We start from the raw sequence: 7,812 nt of genomic DNA on the forward strand, positions 1-7,812 counted from the left end.
TTCATTCTTTTTCTTTGAGTATATTCTGTAATGCTTTGACCATATTTTTCTTTGAATAGATTTTTTAATTTAGTCCCACTCATTGTAGATATTTTTTCAAGAGTTTCTTGATTTACATTCATGGCGAAATGATCATCTAAAAATCTGGCTACATCTTCAAGTGCTTTATTATCATCTGTTTCAATTTTATATTTCTTTCTATTTAAGTAGGTATCTATTACTATACTTACCCATTCATTTGCTTTGGCTTTAAAGAAAAAATCAGCAGCTGGAGCATCCATCTTACAATTTAATATTTCCATTGCCATTTTTTCTAAAGACTTTGTAAGTATTATTTGATTAGTTTGAAGTAAAGCCCTATAAAATGATTCCGGATCAATATTAATGGCTGATAGGTGGTTTTCCAAAAGCTCTTTTTTAAAGCCTATAGAAACAGAAAGATAATTTGAATTCTCGTGTAATAAAAACAGAAAGTCATCTTTTATATTATCAAAATCAAAAGCACATAAGGAGTTTGCAGTAAGTGTTTGATAAGGATTAAATTTTTCACCGTTTGCACTTACTATGTAGCTAGTGTATATAGAAACATAGTCCGACATACTATAAGTATTATTTTGAACTACTTCTTCACTGATATAAAAATCATGTATACCAATAATAAAACCATCGCCTTCATAGAACCAATAAAGCCCTTCTGCATAAGTTAAATCTTCTCTACTCCAACAAAATGTATGCCCTGCACTTGAATATTTCTTATTATTTTTACATTCATCTACTTTCATATATTCTTTTACAAAATCATAATAAGTCATAACACACCTATCCCTTTTAGACAATATTCCATTTAGCCTTATTAATTCAAAACTATTGTATAAGTAATTGTAACTCATGTATAATAAAAATGCAATGATATTTATTATCAACTAAGCGAACTTATATCTAAAAGGGATATTAAAGAAAGGCGGATGATTATGAAGATTTATAAAAACTATTTGCTTATGTAGAGGATAAAATATCTTGGGGTTTTCTCCATAGTTTTTTCTGTTATATCTGCGGTACTTACAGTATATGGATATTATTTAATCTACAGATTTTTAGATAACTTAATTATCCGTGCAGATTTATCTGGTGCAGAGTGCATAGCATTAAAATCAGTCTTTGCATTAAGAAGTGGAGCGATATTTTATTTTGTTTCAACGATATTTTCACATGTATTGGGATATACGATTGAAACAAATTTGAGGGAAAGAAGAATTGATGGTTTAGAGAAAGCATGCTATAAGCTCTTTGATTTAAACCATTCTGAAAAATCGGGTTAAATTTATTATTGTGAAAGGATTGAAAAAAAATGAATAAAAAATTACAAGTTAAAGATTTAATGACAGTTGGAATATTTACTGCTTTATATTTAGTAGTAATATTTGCGTCTATGATGTTGGGATATTTACCAATCATGATTCCTTTCTTAGGAGGGGTAATGGCTATATTTGGCGCAATACCATGTATCTTATATATTTCAAAAGTAGATAAATTTGGAATGGTATCATTAATGGGAGTTTTATCAGGATTAGTATTTTCCCTTATGGGGAGTGGGGTAATTGTACTTTTATTTGGGATTGTTTTTGGTCTATTGGCTGATTTAGTTATGAAATCAGGAGGATATAAAGATTTAAAAAGATCAATATTGGGCTATGCAATTTTTTCCTTATGGAGTGTAGGGTTTAGCTTAAGAATGTATATAGATAGAACAAATTTTTTTGCTTCTCAATTAGAAACTTATGGAAAAGATTATGTAGATACTTTAATGTCTCTAACCCCAACATGGACATTACCAGTTATAATTATTATTACTTTCATTTCAGGACTCATCGGAGCAAAATTAGGTGTGCGCATATTTAAGAAACATTTCATGAGAATTGGAATAAAATAAAATTATGAATATCAATCAAAAAAAAATATTTCAATTAGATCCAAGGACAAAAATTTTATTGGTGCTTACTATTAGTACCATTTTAGTTAGTGGAGGGACTCAGGGCAATATGTTCTATGTGAGAATATTTTTGTCACTGACCCCCATATTCTTGCTATTTAGTGATGGTAAGGTAACACTTTTTGTAAAGTTACTTTTTTTATATGGTTTGCTATTTTTTATAGATAGTAATTTAAGTAATAATATTAAAGGAACATTGAATTTCATATTAGGTGCTATGGTAGGAATATTTACGCATATGTTACCGGGTTTTATAATGGCATATTATTTATTTGTTACAACAAAGGTCAGTGAATTTATTTTAGCCATGGAGAAATTAAAAATTCCTAAAACGCTAATCGTACCATTTTCTGTATTATTGCGTATGTTCCCAACAATGAAAGAAGAATATTCTTATATCCAAGATGCGATGATTATGAGAGCTATTTCATGGAAAAATGGTCCTGCAAAAATGTTTGAGTATAGAATTATTCCATTTATAGTATCAACTATTACAATAGGTGATGAGTTAATAGCAGCTTCATTGACTCGTGGAATTGATAATCCAATAAAAAGAACTAATTATTTTGATATAAAGATTAAGTTTTTAGATGTCGTCTTTATAACTTCCTGTATATTATGTTGGGCTATTTATTTCTTTGATAAGGTGAAGCTATGATTAAGTTAGATGATGTAAGTTTCAAATACCAAAATGATAAAGTAGATGCTATCAAAAATATCAATTTAGATTTTGAAAAAGGAAAAGTTTACCTTTTGTGCGGGAAAAGTGGTTGCGGGAAAACTTCAATTATAAGAACTATAAATCGCTTAATTCCTATTTTTTATAAAGGCGATCTTCATGGGGAATGTAAAATATATGGCGAAAATATTGAGAATATTCCTATGTATGAATTATCAAAAAAAGTAGGTACTGTATTTCAAAATCCCAGAAGCCAGTTTTACAATATAGATACAACTAGTGAATTAGTATTTAACTTAGAAAATCAGGGAGTTGATAAAAAAACAATATGTAAAAATTTAGAAAATGTAATTGCCAAATTCAAAATAGACCACCTATTAGATAAAAATATATTTAATTTATCAGGAGGAGAAAAACAGTTAATAGCATGTGCTTCACTAGCAGTAAGCAATCCAGATATTATTGTAATGGATGAGCCTTCGTCTAATCTAGATAAATGTGCTATAAAAAAACTAAGTGAAGTTATCAAATATTGGAAAAAACAAAATAAAACAATAATTATAGCTGAGCATAGAATTTATTATTTGATGGATTTGATAGATGAAGTGATTTTTTTAGAAAATGGAGAGGTTAAGAAAACTTATTCAGCTATTTCCTTTAAAAATATTAATGAACCTGATTATGAGACATTAGGATTAAGAACAAGAAACATTATAATGTGCAAAGGAAATAAAAATAAAACTAGAGTTGGTAAAAATTTTATTAGCATCGAAAACTTTTTCTTTTCTTATAATAAGGATAAACAAATTTTAAATATAACAAATTGTGTAATTCCCAAAAATCATACAATTGCAATAATTGGCAATAATGGCTCAGGAAAAACCACTTTTTCAAGGTGTCTATGCGGTTTAGAAAGAAAGTTTAATGGAAAAACTGTGATTGATGGGAAAACACATACAAATAAAGAAATGCTTAAAAAGTCATTTTTAGTAATGCAAGACGTTAATCATCAACTATTTACGGAAAGCGTAAATGAGGAGATACGAATTTCAACTGATAAAATTGATGATAGTAGGATAAATGAAATATTGGATAAATTTAATTTAAAGAGTAAATTTGATTCCCATCCTATGACTTTATCAGGAGGAGAAAAACAAAGACTTGCTATAATTACAGCATTAGTCTCTAAAAGGGAAATTTTAATCTTTGATGAGCCTACTTCAGGACTTGATAGGGACAATATGCTTGAGTTTTCAAATTTTGTAAAGGAACTTTCAGACGATGTAACTAAAATTATTGTAACTCATGATTATGAGCTGATTTTAGAAACTTGTGATTATGTTATACATCTGGAAGATGGAGAAATTAAGGATTCTTATTTTTTAAACAATAAGGGAAATGAAAAATTAAAGGATTATTTTTGTGATAATCAAATATAAAAGGCTATAAAAGTATAATTTAATATTATTTATAATATATTAAAACATATTATAAATAAAGTAGGACCAGTGACATGGTGAAACAATATAGAAGTATTAATAAATAGAATAGGATGGTGGTTCTGTTGAATAATAATTGGATAAAAACAATTTTTGAATTTGCATCGAATTGCAAAGATAAGTTAATTTTGTCAGTAATTATGGCAATTATTGGTGTGTTTTCTAGTATCATACCTTATTGGGCAGTATATAGGCTAATTGTAGCATTTATGGAGCAGAAGGCAAATATAGAATGTGTCGTATATTATGGAGCTATTGCAATCATATCCTATGCAGTAAGGTATATTTGCCATGGAATATCAACATCATTATCACATATATCTGCTTATACAATTTTAAGAAGTATTCGAGAAAGATTAGGTGAAAAATTACTTAATATTTCTATGGGAAATGCGTCAAAAAAGACAATAGGAGAGTATAAGTCGATTATTGTAGATAGGGTTGAAACAATTGAACTGCCTCTCGCCCATATCATACCAGAATGTATATCTGCTTTATTTTTATCAGTGGCTATTGCAATCTTCATGTTATTCATAAGCTGGGAAATGACACTGGCGATGCTTCTTACGGTTCCTTTGGCTCTAATTGCATATAAAAAACTCATGGGAAACTTTAATGAACTTTATGAGGCTCAGATGAAGTCAAATAAATACATGAATTCTACGATTGTAGAATACATTAGTGGTATTGAAGTAATAAAAACCTTTAATCAGGATAGCCAATCCTACCAGAAATATAAGGACGCTGTAAATGGATACAAGGAACATACTTTAAATTGGTTTAAATCAACATGGAATATTATGAATTTTGCAAGCTCTGTGTTACCATCAACATTTCTAGGGACCTTACCAGTAGGAATGATTTTATATTTAAAAGGATCTTTAACTCCAGCTGACTTTTGCATATGCTTAATGCTTTCCCTAGGGATAGTTAGTCCTCTTACACAGTTTACAAACTATGTAAATCTGTTAAAAAGTATAGAATATGCAATAAAGGATATAAATGAAATTTTACAAATACCCAACCTTATTTCCACTGATAGAGAAGTTGATGTAGATACAATGAACATAAAATTTAAAGATGTATCTTTTTCTTATGATGATGAAAATACAGTCTTAGATAACATAAACTTAGATATAGCTGAAAATTCTTTTACAGCCATTGTTGGACCATCTGGATCAGGAAAATCCACTATTGTTAAACTTATTTTAAGATATTGGGATATAGATAAAGGCGAAATAACAATAGGTGGGAAAAATATCAAAAATATACCTTTGAAACAGCTTAATGATTTGCTTGGCTATGTATCTCAAGATAACTTCTTATTTAACGAAAGCATCATGGAAAACATACGAATGGGAAATTCTAATGCAAGTGATGAAGAAGTAATAGAGGTGTCAAAAATCTGCGCTTGTCATGATTTTATTATGGAACTTGAAGATGGATACAATTCAAATGTAGGAAGCCTTGGAAGTAAACTATCGGGAGGACAAAGGCAAAGACTTTCTATAGCTCGAATGATGTTAAAGGATTCACCTATAATCCTACTTGATGAAGCTACAGCATTTATAGATCCAGACAATGAAGAAAAAATACAAGAAGCAATTAAACTTTTAACAAAAAACAAAACATTGATAGTAGTAGCTCATCGATTGTCTACTGTAAAAGATGCAAATAAAATAGTTTTGTTAAACAACAAGAAAATATTAGACGTAGGAAGTCATGACGAACTTCTTAAACGATCTATCCTATATAAAGATATGTGGTTATCCCATATAGGAGCAAAAACAAAGTCTACTGTTTTTAATACAGGAGGAGAGAGCTATGTTTAAAACTACAGGTAGAATTTTAAAATGGGCCAAAAAATATAAAAAAAGAATGAGAAAAGGTTTTGTCTATTCATTTTTAAACTCTGTTTTTATTTCTATGCCTATTATGTTATCGGTATACGTATTCAACCTCATTCTTAAGAACTATTTTGATAAAGGTAATTATGGGAAGAAAGAAATACTTATAGTTACAATATTAATGATTATATTTGTTCTGGGTAGATATGCCACCTCCTACCTTAAGGCTGTAAATCAAGAAAGTATAGGCTATGAAGTAACCGCTGACCAAAGAATTCAAATCGGTGATATACTAAAAAGAGTAGCACTTGGATTTTTTCAAGAAAACAACCCAGGAGAACTTACTAGTGCTGTGACTACGGAATTATCTTTTTTTGAAAATTATGCCATGAAAATGATAGATATTGTGATTAATGGCTATATAATGGCAGCTGTCATGATACTTAGTATCTCCTTTTTGTCTTGGAAATTAGCGATAATAGCTGTTTCGGGGGTATTGACTTCATATATATTCCTAGCACTGCTTGGCAGGTTTTCTGAAAAAAACTCTATTCCTTACCATAAGGCTCAAAATAATTTGGTGGAAGCCACAATGGAGCTTGTAATGGGACTTCCAACAATTAGGGCTTTTAATAAAGATGATGCTAGTCTTAAGAATTTTAATGAGGCTATTTTAAGTAGCAAACAGACTAATATTAAAATTGAAAGTCAGTACACACCCTTCAACTGCTTACATCTATTTTCGTTGAAACTAGCATCAATTTTAATTGTTATATTTGCTGGAATTATGACTATAAAGGCTCAAATAGAAATGCCTATTATGATTGCTGTGTTTATATTTTCCTTTATTATGTTTGCTTCTGTAGAAAATGTAAACTCGGCAACCCATGTGTTAGAGATTTTGGATAAAACATTGGATAATTTGGACAAAATGGAGAGTGTAGACTTTTTAGATGAAAAAGGAAAAGATTTGCCCTTAAAAAATCATAATATTATCTTTGATAGAGTAAGTTTTTCATACGATAAGACACCTATTATAAAAGATGTTTCCTTTGAAATTCCAGAAAAAACAATAACAGCTATAGTCGGCCCATCAGGTTCAGGTAAAACGACAATATGTAATCTTATTTCACGTTTTTATGATGTAAAGGAAGGTAGTATAAAAATTGGAGATGTAGATATAAGGGACTTAACCTTATCCAGTCTACTTTCTAATATAAGCACAGTATTTCAAAAAGTATATCTATTTAATGATACAATCGAAAATAATATAAAATTTGGAAAGCCTAGTGCTAGCAAAGAAGAAGTAATTAATGCAGCAAAAAAAGCTCAGTGCCATGACTTTATTATGAAATTACCAAATGGATATAAGACAATTGTTGGTGAAGGTGGTGAAGCCTTATCAGGAGGAGAAAAACAGAGAATATCTATAGCTAGGGCTATGCTAAAAGATGCTCCTATAATCATATTAGATGAAGCGACATCTAGCATAGATCCAGAAAATGAATATTTAATACAAAGAGCCATATCTAATTTAAGTAAAGGAAAAACTGTAATTATTATTGCCCATAGAATTGTAACAATAGAGGAAGCAGACCAAATACTTGTATTGGACGATGGGGAAATTGTTCAAAGAGGAAAACACAGAGATTTAATAGAAGAAGAGGGACTATATAGAAGTTTTATGAGAATCAGGGGTAAAGTAGAAAATTGGAAAATATAATAAGGAGATAAAATAAATGCTAAAATTGAGTCACATATCATGTAGGGTTGATAATTTACAAGAGGCTTGAAAAA

Annotated in this window: 6 protein-coding genes; 5 read left to right on the top strand and 1 reads right to left on the bottom strand. The window is 29.5% G+C overall.

The window, feature by feature from the left end; genetic code table 11:
- Positions 1–812, bottom strand: an 812-nt coding sequence (locus tag WMO19_RS09305) for an AraC family transcriptional regulator (RefSeq protein ID WP_349171573.1), incomplete at its 3' end; no start/stop codon positions are given.
- Between the two features lie 536 nt (positions 813–1,348).
- Here WMO19_RS09305 and WMO19_RS09315 point away from each other — a divergent pair.
- The 5 genes from WMO19_RS09315 (at position 1,349) to WMO19_RS09335 (ending at position 7,738) form a co-directional block, all read left to right on the top strand.
- Positions 1,349–1,930 (top strand): MptD family putative ECF transporter S component, encoded by a 582-nt coding sequence (locus tag WMO19_RS09315; protein WP_156849657.1) that lies wholly within the window; start codon positions 1,349–1,351, stop codon positions 1,928–1,930.
- A 4-nt stretch (positions 1,931–1,934) separates the two neighbouring features.
- The gene (locus tag WMO19_RS09320; protein ID WP_349171575.1) at positions 1,935–2,648 is read left to right on the top strand and encodes an energy-coupling factor transporter transmembrane component T; all 714 of its coding nucleotides are present in this window, start codon (positions 1,935–1,937) and stop codon (positions 2,646–2,648) included.
- Positions 2,645–4,108 carry an ABC transporter ATP-binding protein gene (locus WMO19_RS09325; protein WP_349171576.1) on the top strand — a complete coding sequence of 488 codons (1,464 nt, stop codon included), beginning with the start codon at positions 2,645–2,647 and terminating at the stop codon, positions 4,106–4,108. The genes WMO19_RS09320 and WMO19_RS09325 overlap by 4 nt, the downstream gene beginning before the upstream one ends.
- 116 nt (positions 4,109–4,224) lie before the next feature.
- Positions 4,225–6,000 (top strand): ABC transporter ATP-binding protein, encoded by a 1,776-nt coding sequence (locus WMO19_RS09330; protein WP_349171578.1) that lies wholly within the window; start codon positions 4,225–4,227, stop codon positions 5,998–6,000.
- A complete protein-coding gene (locus WMO19_RS09335; protein ID WP_349171579.1) occupies positions 5,993–7,738 on the top strand; it encodes an ABC transporter ATP-binding protein in 1,746 nt (581 codons plus the stop codon). The genes WMO19_RS09330 and WMO19_RS09335 overlap by 8 nt, the downstream gene beginning before the upstream one ends.
- Positions 7,739–7,812 lie beyond the last annotated feature (74 nt).

Source organism: Peptoniphilus hominis (ex Hitch et al. 2025) (assembly GCF_040096015.1).
Classification (GTDB): Bacteria; Bacillota; Clostridia; order Tissierellales; family Peptoniphilaceae; genus Peptoniphilus_A; species Peptoniphilus_A hominis.

What these genes read in the sequence shown, in the direction of transcription:
- WMO19_RS09315 (WP_156849657.1), top strand. Translation starts at nt 1,349, where the DNA reads ATGAATAAAAAATTACAAGTTAAAGATTTAATGACAGTTGGAATATTT.
- WMO19_RS09320 (WP_349171575.1), top strand. Translation starts at nt 1,935, where the DNA reads ATGAATATCAATCAAAAAAAAATATTTCAATTAGATCCAAGGACAAAA.
- WMO19_RS09325 (WP_349171576.1), top strand. Translation starts at nt 2,645, where the DNA reads ATGATTAAGTTAGATGATGTAAGTTTCAAATACCAAAATGATAAAGTA.
- WMO19_RS09335 (WP_349171579.1), top strand. Translation starts at nt 5,993, where the DNA reads ATGTTTAAAACTACAGGTAGAATTTTAAAATGGGCCAAAAAATATAAA.